The sequence below is a fragment of the Adlercreutzia equolifaciens genome, from assembly GCF_029076695.1.
Lineage (GTDB): Bacteria > Actinomycetota > Coriobacteriia > Coriobacteriales > Eggerthellaceae > Adlercreutzia > Adlercreutzia equolifaciens_A.
On sequence record NZ_JARFIK010000040.1, the window covers coordinates 1 to 448 of the forward strand.

1 pseudogene is annotated in these 448 nt (G+C 65.6%); it reads right to left on the reverse strand.

What is annotated here, in order from left to right:
• A pseudogene (locus PZH32_RS11355) lies at positions 1 to 448 on the reverse strand (molybdopterin-containing oxidoreductase family protein); the annotation flags it as partial.

Sequence of the window (448 nt, forward strand, 5' to 3'; positions counted from 1 at the left end):
CGTTGCGCAGGGTGCCGTGATGGTACATAGGCACACGGCCCTCGGTGAGCACGTAGGGGAAGTCCTCGTCGGACAGCGGCGTCTCGGCCGGCTCCTCGTTGCGCGGCAGCGGCAGATAGTCCACGGACGCTGGCGGCAGCACGTAGCCGTCCCAGAACGACGATCCCTGGGGACCGCCCGTACGGCCCATGATGGTCATGGCCTCGCCGTAGGGCTCCATACGGTGGGAGTTGGTGGCAAATCCGGCGGGCAGACCTGTCTCGGGGTCAGCCTGCTCGTAGCTCTCGTAGCTCGAGGTGATCCACTCCTCCATGGGCATGAACTCGGCCGGCAGCTTCTCGCAGCACTCGTCCCACGTCCACTGCTCGCCGAAGGACTGGCTCATGAAGGCGGCCAGGTAGCCATTGTAATCGTCGTAGGTACGCCAATAGGGGCCAGCGGCACCGCA